Here is a 19,984-nt window from a genome sequence, read left to right on the forward strand (position 1 = left end):
ATGTGGGGACCCTGCCCAATCCGATACTGCCATGATCCCTCCCCCAAGTCACTCAGCGAGAGTGAATCAGAGAAATGTAACATCCGCAACTGTAGTACTAGCGTGTCTCCGCCAAACCGCCCGAGATCACCGCACGGCGCGTCGGCACATCGGTCAGGACCGGCACGTCGTCCTCGGCGGGCGCAAGGGCCGCCTCTCGCTCGGCGCGGATGTCGGCGGCACGGTCGGTCTCGGCGCGGTTGCCTTCGTCGAAGAGCGCCACCATGACCGCGCGCGCCACCTCCTGCGCCTGCATCTGGGTCGAGAAATCGCCCATCGGTGAAAACAGCGAACAGGCCTTGTAGCCGCCGATCATGTCGCGGGTGTTGTGGATGAACTCATACTCACCGGACGGAAAGGCGATCAGCTCTTTCGCGCCGGGCACCAGACCCGACCAATCCTCGTCTTCGGCGGGAAGCTGGATCAGGTTCATGAACCACGGCGAAATCAGCACACCCAAAGGCCGTCCATCGACCATGCGAAAGCCCACAGCCTCGACCGAAAGCAGCTTGTTCACCATCGGCAGGTCGCGCATCTTGGCGTGCCAGATCTCGCGGAATTCAGCCACCAGCCTCGCGGTCAACGCATCCAGACGGGCGGTTGCGGCGATATGTTCAGAGCCGGGGTCTTCCAGCACCATGAACTGCTCTTTCGGTGCACCGCAATTGGGGCAGGACCAATCGTCGGGCAGCGCCAGAAACGGTGTTCCTGCCTCGACCTGACGGTAATCATCACCTTCTGCCGGATCGTAGGGCGTCCAGCAGATCTTGCATTCCATGACCGCCTGCGCGCTGATCTTGTCCTCAGCGCCAAGGAAACTGCCTTCAAAGCGGCTCATCGGATCGCCTCCAGCACGTTGACCAGACGCTTGGCGCTGTCGCTCAGATCTTCCGGCGCGGCGCAGGCGACTTCGGGCACCTTGGTCACTTCGAACGTGTCGAGGATCAGCGTCTCCTGGGAATTGAAGAACTGAACGCGCCAGACATGGGGCACCGCCGTTGCCGTCACCCGGCAGTTGCCATAGCCGCGCGACAGGATCGTCACCGCGCCTTCGCCCACCGCCTGATCGAGCCAGACAAGGTCTTCCTCGGTATGGGGCAGCAGCGAAAGGTTGATGACGTGCAGCTCGACCTCGGGCGTATAGGCTGCGGATTTGTCGGCAAGCTCGATCTGCAAGGGCGGGGCGTTGTCCACCCCAGGGGCAAGGGGGGTGTCCTTGCCAAGCGCCTTGCGCACAGGGGTAAACGGCGCCTCGGTCACGCAGGCCGGAATAGCAGCAACTTCGATCACGTCCGATTTTGCGGATTTCAACGTCCAGATGCCCGCAAACACGCTTTCCTGTACGGCGATGGCGGGAATGGCGCGCACTTTGGCGGACACTTCGCCACTGCCCATGGTTTCCGCGATCAGCGCGCGGTTTGCGGCATCCAGACCGACCAGATCGAACTGGCGGGTGCCACCGTGGACGCTGACCTCTTCAGCGGCCTTTGCGACCTGCTCCAGCAGGGCGAAGGCGGCGGTCAGATCGGCATCGCCCAAATCCTCGATTTCGGGGATACGCGGCGAATAGGTGCGCATGTCCTGCGGCAGCGGCATGTATTCCAGCGCCTCGTCCTGATGGTCGAGCGGTTGCGAGCCAGGGCCGAAACCTGTGGGGGGCAGCATGAAGGGATTTGTCATGGTCTTGTCCTCTTATTCGGCAGCAACGGGCAGGGAGAGGAAATGCGTGATCCGCTCCACGTAGTCGGACCAGTCACGCACTTTGGGAATGCCGCCGAGGCACGCCCCGTTGCGGAAGAAGATCAGGCTGGGTGTCTTGAGGACACCGGTGCTTTCACGCAGCTCTGTCTCGATGGCATCCGTGGCGACCGCACAGTCGAATTGGCCCTGGAACGCCTGACGCAGCTCAGGGAGAATGACAGCCACGTCAGGCGTTTCCAGGTTCCGCCGCGCATCGCCGGGCACGAAGATCGCATGCGTGCCGGGTGCCTCGGTGAAGCGGGCGACATCCGCTATGGTTTGAAGCGCGGGATATCCGAAATCGGTGGTCAATCGGGTGACAAGAGGGTGGGTCATATCCGGTCCTTGTTGGTCAGCCATAGGTCTTGCCGGCGTCGAACGCGGCTTGCAGATGCGGTGGCAATTGTGGTGTGGCGGCATCGAGATCGGCAAAGGCATCGCCCAAGGCGTTGCCTTGCATCACCGACCGCAGCCCCTCGAGCGCGGCGCTGATCTTTTCGGCCTCGTTTTCCGAGATCACCTCGCGCGCGGCCCCGAGAAAGGTCAGCACCCAGTCGCCGACCTGCGCCTCGGGGGTCAGCGACAGGTCGATCAGATCGCCGCTGTCCCTGACGGTGCCTGCGATGCCGGTGATGGCTGTGATCTGCAGGGGCAGGCCAATGCACATGGGTCAGTCCGCCGCCGGAAAGAAACGCGCATCCCCGACGCGGCAGGCCTCGTCTTCCGACGGTCGGCCGGCCTCGTAGGCGCCTTGCATGATGGATGGATCGGCCAGCAGGTCGCTTTCGGTGCGGCCCGGTTTGGCCACATGTCCCATCTGTGCAAGGTAGGACAGCGCCACACGCACGGCCGGTGCGATCTTGGCGGCCACGACATCGCGCAGCCCACCACCGTAATCCTCGAGCTCTTCCGGCTGGCAGCCGATCAGCAGAAGGCGGGTCGGGCAGTAGCCCATCAGCTGCGCCGTCGCGATCACGTCCTGAAAGCCGGTCTGATGCAGGGACATCTTCTTGGCACCCATGAAGCGGGGCACCTCGTCATCCTCCACAACCTTCAGAGTGCCGGGTTCCAGCCCGTAATCCACCGCATCGAACACGATCAGCGTGTCGGCCTCTTCGAGAAACGGCAGCAGGTAAAGCCCCTGTGTGCCACCGTCGAGCAGTGTCACGCTGGCTGGCAGGTGCCAATGCTCGGAGAGGTATTCGACGCAACGCACGCCAAAGCCTTCATCCGCCCAAAGCACGTTGCCGATGCCCATGATCAGAACCCGGTCTGCCATTTGTCCCTCCCTTTTTCGGACAGGAAAGTGTCTTTCCATCCTTGGCTGAAAGCGAGACTAGCTTACCGGTTGTGTCGCTGGATCGAAAAAATGTAACTCTGATCTGATTTATTTAAGTATCTGATTAGCAATGGTATTCTTTGGTATGCCGATTTTCGCCAAACGACATAATGGGCATTTTGTGTCCGGTATTATGGAAAAATGGAGACAAAGTAACCATAAGAAAAGGCGGACGACTCGCGCCCGCCTTTCCAAGATGTGCAATGGTAGTGCCTCAGTTCGGATCGTCGTCCTTGAACGTCCGTGTCCCCGAGATCATCGTCGACACCATCGACTGGCGGGACATGATGTCTTCGCGCACGGCGGCATAGATGTGGATCATCACGAAGATCACGATGGCCCACATGCCCAGATGATGGATCTGGTGCATCATGTGCGACCCGCCCACAAGGTCGAGCAGCGGCCCGAACATCGTATCAAGGATGCCATCGCGCCCCACGCCCTCCGAATAAAGCGCAAAACCCGTCACGATCATGAAGGTCATGCCCACGGTCATGAAGAAGAACATCGCGATCTGCGCCAGCGGGTTGTGGCCGACATATTTGCGCGGGTTCTTCTTGAGAAAGGCGTACCACTTGATCTCGTCCAGCACTTCGGACCACCACTTACCGCTCCAGAGCGGCAGCTTGAACATCTGCTTGGCGTGGTGGTTGCCCACGAAAGCCCAATAGATGCGCCCGAAGAAGCCGACCGTCATGATCATGGCGGCGGCGAAATGGGCAAAGCGGATGTAGCCGAACAGGAACTGGTCCGTGGCCTCCGCCATCTCGATCGACGGCGGGGGCGACCCGATCAGGTAGCCACTGACGCAGAGAACAAGGATCGCCGCCGCGTTGATCCAGTGCCAGAGCCGCACAGGCGCCTCGTAGACATAGACCGATGTGTTGCGGGTGATCGTCGCCCTGTCAGCCTCGGTGGCGTCGCCGGTCAGGGGCGCGATGGAGTAGAACTCCATCTTGCGCTCCATCTCGGCGGGGATGTCTGTCACGTCGGTTTTCATGGGAGCCACCGGCCCCGCAGCGCAAGGACAGCGGCCACCGCGATCAGCGCGACCCCCAGAAGCGGCGCTGCATGCGTCATCCCGTGGGCGGCCTCGGGCAGGGGGGCATGGCCCCCATGCGCAAAGGCGGCTCCGGGCAGAAGGACGGCGAGTGTGAGTAGCGTTTTCATGGTTCGGTCCTCCCTTAACGGACTTTGACGGTGGTCAGTTCGTCCCCATCGGGCGACATGACATGGGTGGAACAGGCAAGGCACGGATCGAAACTGTGCAGCGTGCGCAGGATTTCGACCGGCTCTTCGGGGCGTTCCATCTTGGTGTTCATGAGGCTGGCCTCGAACGCGCCGATATTGCCCTGGCTGTCGCGCGGCGACCCGTTCCAGGTGGTCGGCACGACGCATTGGTAATTCTCGATGCGCCCGTCCTTGACCTTGACCCAGTGGCCCAGGGCGCCGCGCGGCGCTTCGGTCATGCCCACGCCCTTGGCCTCTTTCGGCCATGTGCTGGGGTCCCATTTCGCCACGTTTGCCGTGCTTTCGTCACCGTTCTTGATGTTGGTCACAAGCTTGTCGAAGAAGTACTTCTGCAGACGCCCGCAATATTCGCTTTCGAGCGCCCGAGCCGCCGTGCGGCCCAGCGTCGAGAACAGTGCCTCGGTCGGAAGATCCATCGTCCGCAACAGGCCATTGACCTGCTCGGTGATGTCCTCATGCCCTTTGGCGTATCCGACGATGTAGCGCGCCAGCGGGCCTACCTCCATCGCGTGACCGCGCCAGCGGGGGGCCTTGATCCACGAATATTTCGCACCTTCGTCGATCTGCTTGATGTTGGTCCGGGTGCCCTTGAGGTTCGGCCCCAGCTCGAACTTGGCCTCGGTGACGCCGTCCCACGGATGCAGGCCTTTGCCCGGCTCGCCGTATTCGTACCACGAATGGTCGACGAATTCCTGAACCTGCTCGGGGTCGCGCACATCCACGTCGTGCACGGTGCTGAGATCGCCATTGATGATCGCGCCGCGTGGCAGGTGAAGCTGCTCGGGCGAGAAATCATTGGGATGCTCGGGAATGTCGCCATAGGCAAGGCACGCCTGCGAGGACAGACCGCCGCCATAAAGCCAGTTCTTGTAGAACCCGCCAATGGCGATCACGTCGGGCAGATAGACGTTCTTGTTGAACTCGATGCACTTCTCGATGATGGAGCTGACCATGTTCAGCCGCTCCATGTTGATCGCGCCGACAGCCCCCGTGGAATGCACGTTGATCGGGCAGGGCACGCCGCCCACAAGCCAGTTTGGATGCGGGTTCTTGCCGCCGAAGATGGTGTGGACCTTGACAATCTCCTTTTGCAGATCAAGCGCCTCGAGGTAGTGCGTCGTCGCCATCAGATCGGCTTCGGGCGGCAGTTTGTAGGCCGGGTTGTCCCAGTAACCGTTCTTGAACAGCCCCAACTGTCCGCTTTCGACAAACTGCTTGAGCCGGTTCTGCACGTCGCGGAAATAGCCGGGGGACGACATCGGATGGCTTGGGCTGACCGTCTGCTGCAGTTCGCTCGTTGCTTTCGGATCGGCGCGCAAGGCATTGACAGGATTGACCCAATCCAGCGCATGCAGGTGGTAGAAATGCACGACGTGATCGTGGATCTGCAGGTTGAGCTGCATGATGTTGCGGATCGAGTTGGCGTTGTCGGGGATCTCGATTCCCAGCGCGTCCTCGACCGCGCGCACCGATGTCAGCGCGTGCGTGCCGGTGCAGACACCGCAAATCCGTTCGGTAAAGGCCCAGGCATCGCGCGGATCGCGCCCCTTGAGGATCACCTCGAGGCCCCGCCACATCGTTCCGGTCGAGACCGCGTTGCGGATATAGCCCTCCTCGTCCACGTTCACTTCGCAGCGCATATGGCCTTCGATCCGGGTGACGGGATCGACCACGATGCGTTTGCCGCTGTTGTCGAGATTGAAGCCGTTCGGCGTTTGGACAACCATGCTCAGGCCTCCTCAGTCTTCGGGGTTGGGGTTTTCTGGGCTTTGTTCTGCGCCGATTTCAGCGCCGAAACCGCCGCATGAAGCGCGACACCGCCGCCAACGACACCGGCCGCGGCCATGCCGATCTGGTCGGCGTTTTTCTCCACGCCGAACTGCGTGAGGTCGGTCACGCGGTCATAGAACGTGCCCTGATCCCAGAACCCGTCTTCGGAACAGCCGATACAGCCATGCCCCGACTGGATCGGAAAGCTGACGCCCTCGTTCCAGCGCACGGTGGAACAGGCATTGTAGGTGGTCGGACCCTTGCAGCCCATCTTGTAGAGGCAATAGCCCTTGCGCGCGCCGTCGTCGTCCCAGGCTTCGACGAACTGGCCCGCATCGAAATGTGGCCGGCGATAGCACTTGTCATGGATACGTTGACCGTAAAACATCGCCGGCCGGCCCTGCCGGTCGAGTTCCGGCAGGCGGTCAAACGTCAGCATGTAGGTGATCACCCCGGTCATCACTTCGGCGATGGGCGGGCAGCCCGGCACCTTGATGATCGGCTTGTCGGTGATGACCTTGTGCACGGGGGTGGCCTGTGTCGGGTTCGGCTTTGCCGCCTGCACACAGCCATAGGACGCGCAGGCGCCCCAACTGATGACCGCCTTGGCATCCTTGGCGGCCATCTTGAGCTTTTCGACAAAGGGTTTGCCGCCCGAGATACAGAACATCCCGTCTTCATTGAGCGGCGGGTTGCCCTCGACGGCCAGAATGTACTGGCCTTTGTACTTTTCGATCGTGTCCATCATCGCGGCTTCAGCTGCATGGCCTGCAGCGGCCATCAGCGTGTCGTCGTAATCGAGGCTGATCATCGACAGGACCACGTCCTTGGCGAGCGGGTGCGCCGAGCGAATGAACGATTCCGAACAGCAGGTGCACTCCAGCCCATGCACCCAGATCACCGGGGTGCGCGGCTTGGTTTCCATCGCATGGGCGATCTTGGGCACGAAGGCCGGGCCCAGACCCAGCGCGCTCGCCGTGAGCGAGCAGTATTTCATGAAGCTGCGGCGGGTGATCCCCTGCCTGCGCATCACGTCGTAGAAGGTTTCGATATCAGGCAAACCGGTCTCCTCCGCCATCTGCCGGGCGGAAAGGTCGCCCGTGAAAAGTCTCCATTCTTTTCATCGCGCGGGTCGCAGGCGAAGGGTTCAAAAAACGACAGTCGTGGTTTGATTGCGGATTGTCTTTCAAATCCAATATGTTGCTGAATGATTTGTGGCTTGTTCGGGCTCTTGCGACGGCTGGATGGTAACCGGTTGGTCAGGGCGGTGGTCGCGGTCTTACCGGTCGCGTGGATCCGTGGTGGCGGCGATCAATGCCTGTCCCAAAGCCAGCCCGCCATCATTTGCCGGCACCTTGGTGTGCAGCAGCACCGGCACGTCCCCCAAGGCCGAAACGGTCAGGTCGAGCAGCAATGCATTCTGGAAACACCCGCCGGACAGGGCGACCGCCTTGGCGTCACCGGCGATCACCAAGCGCCGTGCTATGGCTGCGCAAGCGTGGGCCAGCCCGCAGTGGAAGCGCAGCGCCATATGGCTTTTGTCCGTACCTTGGCGCAGGTCGGCCACCGCCGCCTCCCACATCGGTGCGAGGTCGATCACGCCATCGGTTTCGGAAAACGGGTAGGGGTCGCCTGCAGCAGCCACCGAGCGCCAGGCCATCGCCTCCAACTGCATCGCGGCCTCGCCTTCGAAACTCTGCGCGCCCGCAAACCCCATAAGGGCTGCAAACGCATCGAACAACCGCCCGGCGGAGGATGATATCGGCGCGTTCACCCCCTTCGCCATCGCCTGCCGCAACACGTCGCGCGGTGCGTCCGCCAGCATGGTGTCGGCGACATCGGACAGCGCCGCCTGATCCAGCCGCGCCAACAGATTGCGCCACGGCTCTCGGCTGGCCATGTCGCCGCCCGGCAGAGGGGCGGGCATCAGATGCGCGGCACGGGTGAAGCCGGCATAATCTCCCAGCAAGACCTCGCCCCCCCAGATCGTGCCATCGGACCCAAGGCCCAGACCGTCCAGAATGATCCCCGCCACGGCACCGCCCTCCAATGGCCAGCCATTTTCGGCCAGACAGGCGGCCAGATGCGCGTGATGGTGCTGCACCTCGACCAAGGCAGCGCCCGCCCGTGCCGCCGCATGCTGCGACGACCGGTAGCCGGGGTGCAGGTCACAGGCGAAGACCTCGGGGTGATGATCGAACAGCGCCGCATAATCCGCATCCGCCTTCACGAACTCGTCCCATGTCAGCGGATCGTCCAGATCGCCCAGATGATGCGACAGCAGCGCCTGACCGTTCTTCACAAGGCAGATCGCGGATTTCAGATGCGCGCCGAAGGCCACGACCTGAGGGGTATCTTCGAACCCCGGAGGCAGGGGCAGCGTGTCCGGCACCATCCCCCGCGCGCGGCGCAGGATCATCGGGCCGTGTTTCGTCACCTGCATCACGCTGTCATCCAGCCGCCGCGCGATGTCGCGATTGTGGGACAGGATGCCATCGGCAAACCCGCCCAGCTTTTCCATCGCCTCGTCATTGCCGATCACCTGTGGTTCTCCCGACAGGTTGCCTGAGGTCATCACCAACGGGCGCTGCACGGCATCCAGCAGCAGGTGGTGTAACGGCGTGTACGGCAACATCCAGCCCAGCCGGTCCTGTCCGGGCGCCAGCGCGTCGGGCAGGGAGCGCTGGTGCGCCAGAAGCACAATGGGGGCTGCGCTTGAGGATAAAGCCGCATGTTCCTCCGGCGACGGGGTCGCGTGTGCCGCGATCTCCTCCCAACGTCCCATCAGCGCCAGCGGCTTGGTTGGCCGGTGCTTGCGGGTGCGGAGCGTTGCAATCGCCTCGGCATTGGTCGCGTCGCAACACAGGTGAAACCCACCCAGCCCCTTGATGGCGAGGATCTCGCCTGCCAGAAGCCGCTCGGCCGCACGGGCGATCACGTCCTCGCCGTGGTCCAGCCAAAGCTGCGGGCCGCAAACCGCGCAGGCGACGGGCTGCGCATGGAAACGACGATCTGCCGGGTCGGTATATTCCGCCGCGCAATCGGCGCACATCTCGAACACGCCCATCGTCGTCTTGGCGCGGTCATAAGGCAGGCCGTGCAGGATGGTGAACCGCGGCCCGCAATGGGTGCAATTGGTGAACGCATATCCCGCGCGACGGGGATCAGAACCGCGAATATCGGCGAGGCAATCGGGACACGTTGCGGCATCGGGCGTCACCCGCGTTTCCGCACCACTGCCCTGGCTGGCGGTGATCTCGAACGTGGTGGGTGCGTCGTCAAACAAATGCGGCGCGGTTTCCACCGCATCCACCCGCGCCAAAGGCGGCGCATCGCTGGTGATGGCCGAAACGAAGCCACCCAGATCAGCCCCACACGCGTGGATCAACACGCCCTCGGGGTCATTCAGAACCTCACCCGTGATCCCGAACCGCCGCGCCAATTGCCAGATGAAAGGGCGGAACCCGACGCCCTGAACCTGCCCGCGCACGCGGATGCGCAGACCGCCCATCAGTGCACCGTGCACACCATGCAGGGGTCAAAGCTGCGCACGATATGCTGCACGCTGAGCGGCGTGTCTTCGGCCTTACCCACCTCAGCGCCGACCAATGCGGCCTCGACCGGGCCGGGCAGGCCTGCGGCGTCGCGCGGGCTGAAATTCCACGTCGTCGGCGCGATGATCTGGTAGCCGCTGATCCGTCCGTTCTCGACGCTGATCCAATGGCCCAACGCCCCCCGCGCTGCCTCGACCAGTCCTTCGCCAGAGCCATGGGGGGGCAGAGAGACATCTTCGATGAACCGCGCCTCGGGGGTGAGCGCGGCCAGCCAGCGTTCCAGCAGGACCTGCGTGCGTGCGATTTCGAGCAGCCGACCCGCCACACGGGCGCGCACATTCGATCCCTGCGCTGCCAGCGCACGCGCCGCCGGGTGCCCGTCCACCACCTGCCGCGCAAAGGCCCCGGTCTCCATGCTCTGCCCACCAAGGCGTGGAGCCTTGCACCAGCTATAGGCGGGGGCCTGCATGTCTTCGTCCGGGTGCGTTTCGCCCTTGGACGGGTGCGCGGTGTCGCCATGCATCCATGCGTGGCTCAGGTCTTCGCGGATCGCGCCCGTGTCCACCGGGGACAGCGCGCCATCCTGCCAGACACCCTGCGCAAAGCCACGGCCCTCTGGCAGGGGATAAGCCCCAAAGGACAGGTAGCGACCGGGACCAAAGCCCATCTCACCCAGACCCAGATCGGCGGCGATCTCCATGAAAAGACCGGCATCGCCTTTGCCCCAGCCGATCAGCGCCTCGGCGGTCTCGACCTCGGCAAAGGCTTCGACCGACGCACCGAAAAGCGTGGTTTCCAGATAACGGCGGAAGGACGCCAGCGTGCTGCCCATGCGGATACGGTCGCGCAAGGTCGGCGCGCGGGTCACGCCGCCGGGCTGGATGGCCAGCGTGTGGGGCCACTTGCCGCCCAGAAGCCCGACAATGTGCAGGATCTCCGCCCGTGCCGCTACACAGGCTCGTGCAGCAGAGCCTTCCATCGCCGTGAACCGCGCGACGGCCCGGTCGTGCCATGAACGCCCAGCATAGGCCGGGCGGGCAAAATCGGCGCAGAAGAATAGGTTGAAATGGGTCAGGTGATCGCACAGGTTCTCGATCCCGTGCATGATCGCGGTCGCCAGCGCCCCTTGCGGCAGTTGCGCCCGACCTGCCAGATCGCCCAAGGCTGCCGATGCCGCCGCAGATTGGCTGATCGAACAGATGCCACAGATGCGCGGGGTGATGGTAAGCGCATCCATCGGATCCTTGCCCAGCATCATCACCTCGAAGCCCCGGAACATCGGAGAGTTGGCATAGGCCGCCGTCACATGACCGTCCGCTACTTCCAGCCGGATTTCAAGATCGCCCTCAACACGGTTGAACGGGCCGACAAGCAGGGATCGTGTGGTCATTTCTGCTTGACCCTGAGTGTCGGCGTCACCTTGATCCGGTCCGCCACGGCGTTGTCCGACAGCCGCTTTGGTGTCGCCGCCTTGGACAAAGACGCCAGCGCCATGAACCACGCTTTCGGCATGTCCGACGGCAGGCCCACCGGGATGCCTGCGAATTTGGGCGTTTCGCTGAACGGGTGGCTGGGTTCCTCGAATTCGGGTGCGGTGCAGTTGATGCAGGCATAGCCCGCGCGGGTGCAGGAACTGCCGCCGTTCCAGCCGCGAATGTTGCAATCGCCCACCGCCTGCGTGCCCACACAGCCCAGATGCTCCATCATGCAGCCCATCTGGCCGGGCTTTTCGGCACTGGCCTTGTATTCGTAGAACTCGTTTTTCGGACAGGCATGGTGGACAAGGTTCTCGGCATAGAAGAGCGGGCGTTGAAGCGCGTCGAGCGCGTCCGCCCGCATCTCTCCGGCCGCGATCAGCATCAGGGTTTCCGTGACCCAATCGGGATGCGTCGGGCAGCCTGCCACGTTGATCACCGGAAGGCCCGATCCACTGCGAAAGCTCTCGGGCAGGGCCCCACCGGGATTGCGGCCGTCATACTGCACGCCGATGGCCCCCGCCGGGTTGCCGCCCGCCGACGTCACACCGCCATAGGTCGCGCAGGTGCCCACCGCCACCACATGGGCGGCGCGCGGGGCAAGGCTTTGCACCCAATCAAGCATCGAACGCCCGGTGCCCGACAGCATCTGGAACCGTCCGGTGCCTTTGGGTCCGGTCAGGATCGAGCCTTCAATACAGAGGATGTCAAGCGGCACGCGCCCGGTCTCCACATCGTCCAGAATGCGCCGCACCTCGCCGCCGGTTTCCTGCGACAGGGCCGGGTGCCAGAGAAATCGCAGACCGGCATTGTCGAGAAGGTCGAACACGCCCGGGGATTCCGCATTCAGCAAAGACATCGTGCAGCCGCCGCAGCCTGCCGATTGCAGCCAGAGGATGTTCATTCAGGGTCTCCTGCGGGCAGGCACAGCTCGAAACAACTGCCGTCTGGCCCGGTCCGGGCAAGGGTGAGCGTGCCGCCGTTTTCCTGTGCGATCTTCTGCGAGATCGACAGGCCCAGCCCGGTGCCTTTGCCGACTGGCTTGGTGGTGAAAAAGGGGTCGAAGATGGCAATGGCATGGGCTTCGGAAATCCCCGGCCCGTTATCCGTCACCTGAAGTACGGTTTTGCCCTCGCGCTCTTCGGCGGTCAGCGTGACCAGCGGGTCGGTGGTGTCGGCCAGCGCGTCGATGGCGTTCTGCACGAGGTTCATCACGATCTGCTGCACATGGCCGGGATTGCCCAAGGCAAAGGCCTGTGCCTGGCCGTACACGGCGATACGGACAGGGGTCTTGGTGCCGCGCACCACCCAATCTGCGGCGGTGCGGGCGGTCTGGACCATGTCAAAACGCACCTTCTCGCCCGATCCGTCGGCACTCAGGCGGCGCAGGTCTTCGACGATGTCGCGCACCCGTTCGGCCCCGTCCTTGGCCCCGTCTATGGCGCCGCGCAGATTTTTTACCGTTCGGTCAAGTTTCAGCTCGTCGCGCAGGGCGACCAGCTCCGGGCGGCTTTTGCCCGCCTGGACCGCCTCGAAATAGGTCTCGAACCGTCGGGTGTATTTTTCCAGCGCATGGGTGTTTGCGTAGACGAAACTGATCGGGTTGTTGAGTTCATGCGCCACACCCGCGACCAGCCGTCCGAGTGAGGCCAGCTTTTCGTGCTGGACCAGTTGCGCCTGCGCATTCTGCAGCGCGATGTGGCTGGCTTCGAGTTCGCGGTAGGCGTTGCGCAATTCGCCCAAGGGACGCCCGACAAGCACGACGCCTTCGCTGCGCCCGCGCGGGTCAAGGCGCGGGCTGACGCTGACTTCGAGCGGTGTCGCGCCGTCCGGGGTGAGAAATCCCGCCTCGACCACCCGAGGGCGGCGGTCCCGCATCGCTTCGGTGATGACATTGGTCAGGACCTGACCGGATGGCGCGTCCAGCAGGTCGGTGAGTGGCGTGCCGGACGCCGGATCGGAGGTGCGGCCAAGGATGGTCGAAAACGCGCCGCCGGTGCGTTCGATGCCCAGCGTGCGATCCACCACGATCAGCAGTTCCGAAATCGAGGACAGCACCGAGGCCATGAATTGGCGCATCTCGTCGAGTTCGCGGTTCTGCGCCTCGAGCCGTTCCTGATAGTCCACCAGTTCGGAATAGGTCCGGTCCATGGCGGCAACCACGTCGCGCCAGGTCTGGTCGTCCAAAGCGTGCAGAGGCTCGTCCGGGGTCAGGGCTGTCATGGGTCCTCCATTGCGCTACCCTAACCCCAGCGCTTCGGCTCCTGCAACATCGGTGGAGGGAAGGGGGCCGGTGCAGGTAAGGGCGAACCCGCCGGATCGTCACCGATCTTTGTTGCAGTTGACACATCCGTGTCACACGGTGCCGGTAGGACATGATTCATTCGGATGAATATCAGCATGACACGAGATCGATGGCGCGACATTCGCGCATCCCTGGAAAAAGACATCATGGACGGCATTCTGGAACCCGGTTCGCAACTCCCGACGGAGCCGGAGCTGGCGCAGATCCACAAGGCCGGTCGGCACAGTGTCCGGCGGGCCATCGCGGATTTGGCCAAGACCGGACATCTGAGCATCGAACAGGGCCGGGGCACCTTCGTGCAGCCGCGTCCCAAGCTGGAATACACGATCGGGTCGCGGACGCGGCTGCGGCGCAATATGGCGTCACAGGGCGTCGATGTGTCGGGCCGCATGCTGGGGGTTGAGCGGATACCGGCGTCGGATCGGATTGCCGAACGGCTGGGCGTCGCGCCCGGCACCGAGGTGATTGCCACACGGCGGCTGACGCTGGCGGATGGTGTGCCGGTGTCCTTTGGCACGATCCATCACGAGGCCCGACGGTTCGCCGCCTTCGCAGAACGGCGCGAGGCGCTTGGGTCCACCTCGCAGGTCTATGCCTCTTACGGGATTGCCGACTACCTGCGCGCCAGCACCGAGATGCTCGCCCGTCCCGCCAGCGCAGACAAGGCGCGGCAGTTGCGCCAGCATCCGGACATGCCGGTGATCGTCATCACCGCTGTCGATGCCGAGCTTGACGGCACGCCGCTGGCGGTGAGCGAGGTCATCTGGTCGGCAGCACGGGTCCGGTTCACCATCGACACACGCGGAGATGCAGACACATGACAGCACTGCTACAGACCCTGTCCGGATGGACCCACGCGCAGCAACTTGATGTGCTGGCCCGGGCGGATGCCGCGCGGATCAAGGCCTTTGCCGAACCGCTGATCGCCGATCTGCCCGAGATCACGGTGATCGAGAACCGGACCGGGCTTGTCATGCTGCCGATGCGGGACACCGCGCAGGGCACGCATTTCCATCTGGGCGAAGTGCTGGTGAGCGAAGCGCATGTGTCCGCCGGAGGGCAGGAGGGCTACGGGATGCGGCGGGGGCGCGATCTTGAAGCGGCGATGGCGATGGCGGTGGTCGATCTGGCGATTGCGCTGGGCCATGCGCCCGATGCCTGCGCCGCGTTCCTGTCGACCGAGCTGCGGGTGCAGTCGGAGGCCGACACCGAAACCCTGCGCAGGGTCGAAGCGACCCGCGTCGACATGGAGACTTTCTGATGAGCCTGCACCCTGTTCCGTCGGATTTCGAGGCGCGCTGCAATGCGACCTTCGACGCGGTGATGTGGGCGCTGGCGCGTCCGGGAGTGATGCGCGACCTGCCTCAGGCGGGCCTTGCGCAAGTCGTCGACGCGCTGATCGACCGGGAATGTGCGGTCCATTGCCCGGACGAGGCGCTGGCCATGCTGGCGCGGCGCACCGGGGCGGAGCTTGTGGGGCCGGAGGCGGCGGATCACGTCTTTGCCGAAACGGTCACGCCCGAGATGCCGGACCGTCTGGCCTGCGGTTCCGATCTGCATCCTGAGGACGGGGCGACGCTTGTGGCCGGTGCCGTGTTCGGAACCGGGCAGCGCCTGCGTCTCACCGGGCCGGGTGTGGACGTCGAGGTGATCGTGACCATTGGCGGTCTGCCCGGTGACTTCTGGCAGCGGCGCGCGGGGGCGATGCGCTATCCGATGGGGTTCGAGATGTTGCTGGTCGATGGCGCGCGTCTGATCGGCGTGCCGCGATCCACGGTGGTGGAGGTGCTCTGATGGCCTATGTGGCGACCCGCGGCGGCGAACGCGCGATCGAACAGTCTCAGCGGCTGTTCAAGGCCGAGATGGGCGAGATCACCCCCGAGCGTGTGGCCGAGATCCGCGCGGCGATGCCCTATCTCATCGACCGGGTGATGGGCGAAGCGTCTCTTTATGACGAAGACCTTGCCGCTTTGGCTTTGGCGCAGACAGGCGGCGAGCTTTACGAGGCGGTGCTCTTGCTGCGGGCTTGGCGGACGACGCAGCCGCGCATCGCTGTGGCGGAACCGGTGACGCAGGAGGGGTTGTTCACTCATCGGCGCATTTCGGCGACGTTCAAGGACATTCCCGGTGGGCAGGTGCTTGGGCCGACGATGGATTATGCGCATCGCATCCTCGCGACCGAGGTGCTGGACGGTGAGGTGCACCGCCCCGATCCGGTAGAGCCTGCGGCAAGGCCGTCGCCCGCGCGGCAGCCGTCGGTTGCAGAGTGGCAGGCGGAGAACGGTCTACTTACTGCGGCTGTCCCAGACACGACGGTCGGCAACGACATCCCCGACGTGACGCGCGAACCGCTGCTGTTTCCGGCGAAGCGCGCGCACACCTTGCAAAGCCTTGCACGGGCGGAAACGGGGGGCGTGCTGGCGCTGGGCTATGCCGCACAGCGCGGCTACGGGCAGGCGCATCCGACGGTGAATGAGTTGCGTCTGGCTGAGGCCGAGATCGTTGTCACCCATCCGCGGGGAACGCAGTTCAGCGCCGGGCGGGTCAAGGTCAGCCAGGCCGAGGTGGTAGACAAGAAGGGTGACGGTCTGCGGCTGGGCTTTGCTGCGACATTGGGCTGGAACGAGGTCAAGGTGATCGCGGCGGCGACGCTGGACCTTAATGCCGAGGGTGCGCCGAAGGGGGCGCCGACCGAAGAGGAGTTCTTCCTCTATCACACCGAAGGCGTCGAAAGTTCAGGCTTCTGCATCCACTTCAAGCTGCCACACTATGTGACCTTCCAGTCGAGCCTCGACGCCATGCGCGATGCCAAGGCCCAAAAGGCCGCCACCGAAAAAAGCCCGGAGCCTGCGGAATGACCCTTCAGACCCTCACCAAACCTTGGGAGCCGATGTCGTATGGCTTTCTGGACGGATCGGCCAAGCGCGAGATCCGGCGCAAGATGATCAAGGCCATCGCGGTGCCGGGCTGCCAGATGCCCTATGCCAGTCGCGAGGTGCCGATGGCGCGGGGGTGGGGCACGGGTGGTCTGCAGGTGTCGCTGACGCTGGTGAACCCGGCGATGCGGGTCAAGGTGATCGACCAAGGGGCCGATGACAGCGTCAATGCCGCGTCGATCCGGCGGTTCATCGCGCGGGTGGCGGGCACGCCGACGACGATGGACACGCTGGAGGCCGATCTGATCCAGTCGCGCCACCGCATCCCCGAAGAAGTGCTGCGCGAAGATCAGGTGCTGGTCTTGCAGGTGCCGAACCCGGAACCTTTGCGGCCGGTACAGCCGAACATGTCGATTGCCCGGCAGATGCATGCGGATGCGGATTACGGGCGGATGTGGCTGCAGCTTTACGAACAGATCGTCCGGTCCGGGCGCGTCATGCAGGGGGCCAGCTATCCCAGCCTCGTGCATGGGCGGCACGTCATGACCCCATCACCGATCCCGCGCTGGGACGTGCCCAAGCTGCATATGGCGAAACATCTGACCATTCTGTCGGCAGGCCGGGAAAAGCGCATCTTCGCGGTGCCGCCCTATACGCGGGTCGAACCGCTGGTGTTCTCGGACGTGCCCTACAAGGTCGAGGATCATGCCGACCTGACCTGTCATCGCTCGGGAACGCGCGGGTTTTTCATGAACGAGATCCCGCAGGATGACGGTACTTTGGTCTTCGAAGTGTCGGACAGCGCATGGGGCGTCAAGGCGATCCGCCGCCGCGACGGGGAAGAGGTCGCGCTGGGCGAGACCTGGTACAAGAACGGGAAGATGCCGTCATGACGCTTACACTCGACGCACCGCGTATCGTCACCACGCATCCGCTCTTGCAGGTGCATCACGTGTCGAAATCCTATGGATCGGTCAAGGCGCTGCGCGATGTGTCCGCAATTGCCTATCCCGGCGAGGTTCTGGGCATCGTAGGGGAAAGCGGATCGGGCAAATCCACCCTTCTGCGCATGATGAACCTCGAGGAAACGCCGGACTCGGGCAGCTACACGCTCGACCTGCCGGATGTAGAGGGCAATCTTTTCGACCTCGACCGGTTCGCACGCCGGATGCTCTGCGCCACGCGGATCGGGATCGTCTACCAGAACCCGCATCTGGGTCTGCTGATGAAACATTCCTCTTCGGGCAACGTGGCCGAGCGGCTCTTGGTGGCGGGCGAACGCAGTTTCGCGACGCTGCGCGCCAAAGCCACCGCCGCGCTGGAGGCGTCGGAGTTTCCGCTCGACCGGCTGGATGCGCCGCCCATCGAACTGTCGGGGGGGATGCAACAGCGGGTGCAACTGGCCAAGGCCATCGCGCTGGAACCTGCGCTTCTTTTGCTGGATGAACCGACCACCGGGTTGGATGTCAGCGTGCAGGCGCTGGTGCTCGATACCCTCAAGCGTCTGCAACAGGAACGGCGGATCACCATGGTGATCGTCAGTCACGATCTGGGTGTGATCCGCACCCTGGCGGATCGCGTGATGGTCATGCGCGGAGGCGCGGTCGTCGAGGCGGGGCTGGTCGACCAGATATTCCAGGACCCGCAACACGCCTACACACAACAATTGGTGCATGCAAAGCTATGACCCCGGTTCTGGACATCGAAGGCCTGAGCAAAGGCTTTACCCTGCATCATCTGGGCAACCGGATCGAGGCGTTCGACGACATCTCGTTCACCGTTGGCGCAGGTGAGTTCGTGCTGCTCAAGGGGGCGAACGGGGCAGGCAAGTCGACCCTTTTGCGGACGCTCTACCGGTCCTATCTGCCGCGCGCGGGGGTGATCCGGTTCCATTCCGATCATGGCCCTATCGACCTTGCCCGCGCGGCAGATATTGACGTGGCGCATCTGCGGCGGACCGAGATCGGGTTTGTCACCCAGTTCCTGCAGGCGCGGCCCCGCGTCAGTGCCGAGGCCATCGTGGCCGAACCGCTGCGGTTGCACGGTGTGGCGGTGGAAGAGGCGCTGGCGCAGGCGCGGGACGCCTTGGAAACCTTCGGGGTAAAGCCGGACCTGTGGAAGGCCTATCCCACAACCTTTTCCGGTGGGGAGCAGCAGAAGGTGAACCTCGCACGGGCGTTGATCCTGCCGCAGAAACTATTGCTTCTGGACGAACCCACTGCATCGCTGGACGCGCATGCACGCGCGGCGCTGGTGGCCCGACTGGCCGAACTGAAGGCGGCTGGCACCGCGATGATCGGGGTGTTTCACCATCCCGGCGACGTCGAACAGCTGATCGACCGCGTGGTCGATCTCACACCCGATTTCATCAAGAGCGAGGACCGGACCGATGTGGATCTCTGATGTGACGCTGGTGCTTCCCGACCGCGTGGTCAGCCGCGCGTCGTTGCGGATTGCGGAAGGCAAGATTGCCGAGCTTGTCGAACGTCCCGTGCCCGGCGGCATCACCGGCCCGGACCTGACGGTCTATCCGGGCTTCATCGACATGCATGGCGACATGATCGAGCTGGAACTCGAGCCGCGCGCGCGGGTGGATTTCCCGATGGAAGTGGCGCTGGCCTCGCTGGATGCGCGGCTTGCGGCGGCGGGTGTGACAACGGCCTATGCCGCGGTGTCCTTCTCGCGCGGGGCGCGTGACGGGGAACGTCGGTCCTATGCGCATACCAGCCAGGTCATCCGTCAGCTTCACGCGATGCGCGACACCTGCCGGGTCGATCACCGGATCCACGCGCGGTTCGACATCACCTTCGACAATGCGGTCGGTGTGCTGGAGCAATTGCTGGACGATGAGCAGGTCGATCTGGTGTCGCTGATGGATCACACGCCGGGGCAGGGGCAGTACCGCAATCTCGAAGTGCACGTGAAGAACAAAGCGGCGCATCACGGGATTTCGGAAACCGAAGCGCGGCAGATGGTGGCCAATACCATTGCGTTGCGGTCGCGCCCGCAGGAGATCCTGATGGGCAATATCCGCGCGGTGTCGAAAATGTGCGCCGATCACGGAGTGAGCCTTGCCAGCCACGATGATGATACCGTGCCCAAGGCGCATCTGATGGCCGACATGGGGGCGAGGATCGCCGAATTTCCCGTGACGATGGAGGCTGCCAAGGCCGCGGTGGACAAGGGCATGATGACCGCGATGGGTGCGCCCAATGCGATGCGGGGGCAAAGCTATTCGGGCAACCTGTCCGCGCGGGATCTGCATGCGGCGGGGCTCTTGCACATCCTTGCGTCCGATTACCATCCCGGTGCCATGCTGGCTGCCGTCCACGCTCTTGCCCCAAGCGATCCCGACGGGTTGGCCGGGGCGGTGCGGCTTGTATCGGTCAATCCGGCGCGGTCGCTCGGACTGTCGGATCGGGGGACGCTGGCCATCGGAAAACGTGCGGATCTGTTCGTCGCCGATGCGCGTGGCCGGGTCGCACTGACGCTGTGTGGCGGGCAGGTCGTGCATCACAACGGGACGCTCGACCTCGCGGCGGCCAAATCTCCGGCATTTGCCGAGGCGATGGGGTGAGAAGTTCAACGAAACTTCATTCGACGGTGCACTGACTGTTACGTTCGAGACCTAGGGT

Annotated in this window: 21 protein-coding genes; 8 read left to right on the forward strand and 13 right to left on the reverse strand. The window is 63.8% G+C overall.

What is annotated here, in order from left to right; all coding sequences use genetic code 11:
- Positions 1-97 precede the first annotated feature (97 nt).
- The 13 genes from hybE to MRY75_RS05780 form a co-directional block, all read right to left on the reverse strand.
- On the reverse strand, positions 98-877 hold the full coding sequence (gene hybE, locus MRY75_RS05720; RefSeq protein WP_292306180.1) for a [NiFe]-hydrogenase assembly chaperone HybE: 780 nt from the start codon (positions 875-877) through the stop codon (positions 98-100).
- The gene (locus MRY75_RS05725; protein WP_292306181.1) at positions 874-1,719 is read right to left on the reverse strand and encodes a hydrogenase expression/formation protein; all 846 of its coding nucleotides are present in this window, start codon (positions 1,717-1,719) and stop codon (positions 874-876) included. The genes hybE and MRY75_RS05725 overlap by 4 nt, the downstream gene beginning before the upstream one ends.
- A 12-nt stretch (positions 1,720-1,731) precedes the next feature.
- Positions 1,732-2,115, reverse strand: coding sequence for a hydrogenase accessory protein (locus MRY75_RS05730; RefSeq protein ID WP_292306182.1), 384 nt, complete (start codon positions 2,113-2,115; stop codon positions 1,732-1,734).
- A 16-nt stretch (positions 2,116-2,131) separates the two neighbouring features.
- Complete coding sequence (locus MRY75_RS05735; RefSeq protein ID WP_292306183.1) at positions 2,132-2,446, reverse strand: HypC/HybG/HupF family hydrogenase formation chaperone; 315 nt, start codon at positions 2,444-2,446, stop codon at positions 2,132-2,134.
- A 3-nt stretch (positions 2,447-2,449) separates the two neighbouring features.
- Positions 2,450-3,058 carry a HyaD/HybD family hydrogenase maturation endopeptidase gene (locus MRY75_RS05740; RefSeq protein ID WP_292306184.1) on the reverse strand — a complete coding sequence of 203 codons (609 nt, stop codon included), beginning with the start codon at positions 3,056-3,058 and terminating at the stop codon, positions 2,450-2,452.
- 274 nt (positions 3,059-3,332) lie between these two features.
- Entirely contained in the window at positions 3,333-4,118 is a 786-nt protein-coding gene (gene cybH / locus MRY75_RS05745) for a Ni/Fe-hydrogenase, b-type cytochrome subunit (RefSeq protein WP_292306185.1), read from the reverse strand.
- Positions 4,115-4,288: a hypothetical protein gene (locus MRY75_RS05750; RefSeq protein ID WP_292306186.1), complete on the reverse strand. Its 174-nt coding sequence runs from the start codon at positions 4,286-4,288 to the stop codon at positions 4,115-4,117. Before MRY75_RS05750 ends, cybH begins: the two co-directional genes overlap by 4 nt.
- Before the next feature lie 14 nt (positions 4,289-4,302).
- Positions 4,303-6,096 carry a nickel-dependent hydrogenase large subunit gene (locus MRY75_RS05755; RefSeq protein ID WP_292306187.1) on the reverse strand — a complete coding sequence of 598 codons (1,794 nt, stop codon included), beginning with the start codon at positions 6,094-6,096 and terminating at the stop codon, positions 4,303-4,305.
- A gap of 2 nt (positions 6,097-6,098) precedes the next feature.
- Positions 6,099-7,199 (reverse strand): hydrogenase small subunit, encoded by a 1,101-nt coding sequence (locus MRY75_RS05760; RefSeq protein ID WP_292306188.1) that lies wholly within the window; start codon positions 7,197-7,199, stop codon positions 6,099-6,101.
- Positions 7,200-7,418: 219 nt separating this feature from the next.
- Complete coding sequence (gene hypF, locus MRY75_RS05765; RefSeq protein WP_292306230.1) at positions 7,419-9,650, reverse strand: carbamoyltransferase HypF; 2,232 nt, start codon at positions 9,648-9,650, stop codon at positions 7,419-7,421.
- Positions 9,650-11,083 (reverse strand): nickel-dependent hydrogenase large subunit, encoded by a 1,434-nt coding sequence (locus MRY75_RS05770; RefSeq protein WP_292306189.1) that lies wholly within the window; start codon positions 11,081-11,083, stop codon positions 9,650-9,652. Before MRY75_RS05770 ends, hypF begins: the two co-directional genes overlap by 1 nt.
- The gene (locus MRY75_RS05775) at positions 11,080-12,072 is read right to left on the reverse strand and encodes a HupU protein (RefSeq protein WP_292306190.1); all 993 of its coding nucleotides are present in this window, start codon (positions 12,070-12,072) and stop codon (positions 11,080-11,082) included. Before MRY75_RS05775 ends, MRY75_RS05770 begins: the two co-directional genes overlap by 4 nt.
- Positions 12,069-13,391 carry an ATP-binding protein gene (locus MRY75_RS05780; RefSeq protein WP_292306191.1) on the reverse strand — a complete coding sequence of 441 codons (1,323 nt, stop codon included), beginning with the start codon at positions 13,389-13,391 and terminating at the stop codon, positions 12,069-12,071. Before MRY75_RS05780 ends, MRY75_RS05775 begins: the two co-directional genes overlap by 4 nt.
- A gap of 177 nt (positions 13,392-13,568) precedes the next feature.
- Here MRY75_RS05780 and phnF point away from each other — a divergent pair, with 177 nt between their 5' ends.
- Genes phnF through MRY75_RS05820 form a run of 8 tightly spaced genes read left to right on the forward strand, consistent with a single transcriptional unit; the run spans position 13,569 to position 19,926 of the window.
- On the forward strand, positions 13,569-14,294 hold the full coding sequence (phnF, locus tag MRY75_RS05785) for a phosphonate metabolism transcriptional regulator PhnF (RefSeq protein WP_292306192.1): 726 nt from the start codon (positions 13,569-13,571) through the stop codon (positions 14,292-14,294).
- On the forward strand, positions 14,291-14,734 hold the full coding sequence (locus MRY75_RS05790; RefSeq protein WP_292306193.1) for a phosphonate C-P lyase system protein PhnG: 444 nt from the start codon (positions 14,291-14,293) through the stop codon (positions 14,732-14,734). Before phnF ends, MRY75_RS05790 begins: the two co-directional genes overlap by 4 nt.
- Entirely contained in the window at positions 14,734-15,267 is a 534-nt protein-coding gene (gene phnH, locus MRY75_RS05795) for a phosphonate C-P lyase system protein PhnH (RefSeq protein ID WP_292306194.1), read from the forward strand. Before MRY75_RS05790 ends, phnH begins: the two co-directional genes overlap by 1 nt.
- Positions 15,267-16,331, forward strand: a complete 1,065-nt coding sequence (locus tag MRY75_RS05800) for a carbon-phosphorus lyase complex subunit PhnI (protein ID WP_292306195.1) — start codon at positions 15,267-15,269, stop codon at positions 16,329-16,331. The genes phnH and MRY75_RS05800 overlap by 1 nt, the downstream gene beginning before the upstream one ends.
- The gene (locus MRY75_RS05805) at positions 16,328-17,242 is read left to right on the forward strand and encodes an alpha-D-ribose 1-methylphosphonate 5-phosphate C-P-lyase PhnJ (protein WP_292306196.1); all 915 of its coding nucleotides are present in this window, start codon (positions 16,328-16,330) and stop codon (positions 17,240-17,242) included. Before MRY75_RS05800 ends, MRY75_RS05805 begins: the two co-directional genes overlap by 4 nt.
- Positions 17,239-18,036, forward strand: a complete 798-nt coding sequence (locus tag MRY75_RS05810) for an ATP-binding cassette domain-containing protein (protein ID WP_292306197.1) — start codon at positions 17,239-17,241, stop codon at positions 18,034-18,036. The genes MRY75_RS05805 and MRY75_RS05810 overlap by 4 nt, the downstream gene beginning before the upstream one ends.
- Positions 18,033-18,752: an ATP-binding cassette domain-containing protein gene (locus MRY75_RS05815; protein ID WP_292306198.1), complete on the forward strand. Its 720-nt coding sequence runs from the start codon at positions 18,033-18,035 to the stop codon at positions 18,750-18,752. The genes MRY75_RS05810 and MRY75_RS05815 overlap by 4 nt, the downstream gene beginning before the upstream one ends.
- The gene (locus MRY75_RS05820) at positions 18,739-19,926 is read left to right on the forward strand and encodes an alpha-D-ribose 1-methylphosphonate 5-triphosphate diphosphatase (protein WP_292306199.1); all 1,188 of its coding nucleotides are present in this window, start codon (positions 18,739-18,741) and stop codon (positions 19,924-19,926) included. Before MRY75_RS05815 ends, MRY75_RS05820 begins: the two co-directional genes overlap by 14 nt.
- Positions 19,927-19,984 lie beyond the last annotated feature (58 nt).

Origin of the sequence: Marivita sp. (assembly GCF_022763305.1) — a bacterium.
In the GTDB taxonomy this organism is placed as follows: Bacteria; Pseudomonadota; Alphaproteobacteria; order Rhodobacterales; family Rhodobacteraceae; genus Marivita.

Excerpts from the sequence above, each read along its gene's own strand:
- MRY75_RS05725 (WP_292306181.1), bottom strand. The coding sequence starts at position 1,719 with ATGACAAATCCCTTCATGCTGCCCCCCACAGGTTTCGGCCCTGGCTCG.
- MRY75_RS05805 (WP_292306196.1), top strand. The coding sequence starts at position 16,328 with ATGACCCTTCAGACCCTCACCAAACCTTGGGAGCCGATGTCGTATGGC.
- MRY75_RS05815 (WP_292306198.1), top strand. The coding sequence starts at position 18,033 with ATGACCCCGGTTCTGGACATCGAAGGCCTGAGCAAAGGCTTTACCCTG.
- phnF (WP_292306192.1), top strand. The coding sequence starts at position 13,569 with ATGACACGAGATCGATGGCGCGACATTCGCGCATCCCTGGAAAAAGAC.
- MRY75_RS05820 (WP_292306199.1), top strand. The coding sequence starts at position 18,739 with ATGTGGATCTCTGATGTGACGCTGGTGCTTCCCGACCGCGTGGTCAGC.
- MRY75_RS05770 (WP_292306189.1), bottom strand. The coding sequence starts at position 11,083 with ATGACCACACGATCCCTGCTTGTCGGCCCGTTCAACCGTGTTGAGGGC.
- MRY75_RS05775 (WP_292306190.1), bottom strand. The coding sequence starts at position 12,072 with ATGAACATCCTCTGGCTGCAATCGGCAGGCTGCGGCGGCTGCACGATG.
- phnH (WP_292306194.1), top strand. The coding sequence starts at position 14,734 with ATGAGCCTGCACCCTGTTCCGTCGGATTTCGAGGCGCGCTGCAATGCG.
- MRY75_RS05810 (WP_292306197.1), top strand. The coding sequence starts at position 17,239 with ATGACGCTTACACTCGACGCACCGCGTATCGTCACCACGCATCCGCTC.
- hybE (WP_292306180.1), bottom strand. The coding sequence starts at position 877 with ATGAGCCGCTTTGAAGGCAGTTTCCTTGGCGCTGAGGACAAGATCAGC.
- MRY75_RS05780 (WP_292306191.1), bottom strand. The coding sequence starts at position 13,391 with ATGACAGCCCTGACCCCGGACGAGCCTCTGCACGCTTTGGACGACCAG.
- MRY75_RS05740 (WP_292306184.1), bottom strand. The coding sequence starts at position 3,058 with ATGGCAGACCGGGTTCTGATCATGGGCATCGGCAACGTGCTTTGGGCG.
- hypF (WP_292306230.1), bottom strand. The coding sequence starts at position 9,650 with ATGGGCGGTCTGCGCATCCGCGTGCGCGGGCAGGTTCAGGGCGTCGGG.
- MRY75_RS05790 (WP_292306193.1), top strand. The coding sequence starts at position 14,291 with ATGACAGCACTGCTACAGACCCTGTCCGGATGGACCCACGCGCAGCAA.
- cybH (WP_292306185.1), bottom strand. The coding sequence starts at position 4,118 with ATGAAAACCGACGTGACAGACATCCCCGCCGAGATGGAGCGCAAGATG.
- MRY75_RS05735 (WP_292306183.1), bottom strand. The coding sequence starts at position 2,446 with ATGTGCATTGGCCTGCCCCTGCAGATCACAGCCATCACCGGCATCGCA.
- MRY75_RS05730 (WP_292306182.1), bottom strand. The coding sequence starts at position 2,115 with ATGACCCACCCTCTTGTCACCCGATTGACCACCGATTTCGGATATCCC.
- MRY75_RS05755 (WP_292306187.1), bottom strand. The coding sequence starts at position 6,096 with ATGGTTGTCCAAACGCCGAACGGCTTCAATCTCGACAACAGCGGCAAA.
- MRY75_RS05750 (WP_292306186.1), bottom strand. The coding sequence starts at position 4,288 with ATGAAAACGCTACTCACACTCGCCGTCCTTCTGCCCGGAGCCGCCTTT.
- MRY75_RS05800 (WP_292306195.1), top strand. The coding sequence starts at position 15,267 with ATGGCCTATGTGGCGACCCGCGGCGGCGAACGCGCGATCGAACAGTCT.